Here is a 1,269-nt window from a genome sequence, read left to right as displayed (position 1 = left end):
TAAACTGTAGTTAACATTCTACTTAAAGGGGATTTTCTATGGCTCGAAAAAATCAGGTTTATTCAAATGAATTGAAATTAGAAGTAGTACAAGCTTATTTAAAAGGCAATGAAAGCCCGCAAAAAATTGCAGAAAAATATGGCATTCAAAATCGTTCGCAGGTGGTAGCTTGGGTCAAAAAGTTTAAAGAAGTGGGTTCGATTGAAGCGTTTAACCGCCTTCCATCCGCTGGTTCTGGAGCGAAAGGTGTGAAGAATCCTCTGAAAGGTAAACGAGTTCACTTTAAAGATGTGGAAGAAGAACGAGATTACTATAAAGCACAGGTTGAATACCTAAAAAAGCAGTACCCAAATCTGTAAATGGAGGCATGCCAACTTATCCAGAGCGATATCGAATTATTGATGAGATGAAGAATCGTTACCCGATTACGTGGCTAACTGAAATGGCTAAAGTGCAACGTTCAGGCTATTATAGGTGGGTAAAAAATGGAAAGATATCGTTACGTAAACAGGATGATATCCTTTTAAAGGATCACATTTTATCGATTCATCAAACACATAAAGTGTATGGCTACCCACGTATGCAAATCGCCTTAAGAGACAAAGGGTTCAAAGTAAATCACAAGAAAGTCTATCGATTAATGAGTGAGCTAGGCATTCATTCCATTATCCGTAAGAAGCGTCGTGTGTGGAAACACCAAGTATCTCGTGTATTCGATAACATCGTAGAACGCCAATTTAAAGAGCGTACAGAAAATGAAGTATTCGTCACAGATATTACATACTTACCAACCAAAACTGGTTTTCTCTATCTTTCTGCGGTTCAAGATTTATATAATAACGAAATTGTCGCTTGGAAGATAAGCAAACGAAACGATTTAAAACTGGTCATGGATACGCTTGAAGAATTGACAGCCAAAAGAAATGTGTATCGAAGTATTCTCCATTCAGATCAAGGCTTTCAATACACATCGATTAACTATCATCAAACAGTGGAACAACTCGGCATGATTGGCAGCCATTCTCGTAAAGGGAACTGTCACGATAATGCCTGTATTGAATCATTCTTTTCCCATTTTAAAAGCGAGTGTTTGTATCTACTACAGGATAATTCTGAAGTAGAGACTATCCAAGCAGTTGAGCAATATATCTACTTTTACAACTATAAACGTTTTCAAAAACGACTCAACCATCTAGCGCCGATAGAATATCGACACCAGATGGCTGCGTAGTGTTTTTTAGTGCTGTCTACTTGACAGGGGTAAGTCCA

General features: G+C 37.8%; 2 protein-coding genes. Both read left to right on the top strand.

Going from position 1 to position 1,269, the window contains the following annotated elements:
- Positions 1-38: 38 nt before the first annotated feature.
- Complete coding sequence (locus tag AC07YC_RS22785) at positions 39-359, top strand: helix-turn-helix domain-containing protein (RefSeq protein WP_336637369.1); 321 nt, start codon at positions 39-41, stop codon at positions 357-359.
- A gap of 8 nt (positions 360-367) precedes the next feature.
- Positions 368-1,231, top strand: a complete 864-nt coding sequence (locus tag AC07YC_RS22780; RefSeq protein WP_494920519.1) for an IS3 family transposase — start codon at positions 368-370, stop codon at positions 1,229-1,231.
- Positions 1,232-1,269 lie beyond the last annotated feature (38 nt).

Source organism: Lysinibacillus sp. GW247-5R2A (assembly GCF_059424475.1).
Note: the sequence above shows the minus strand (reverse complement) of the source record. Positions and strands in the feature narration are given on the sequence as shown.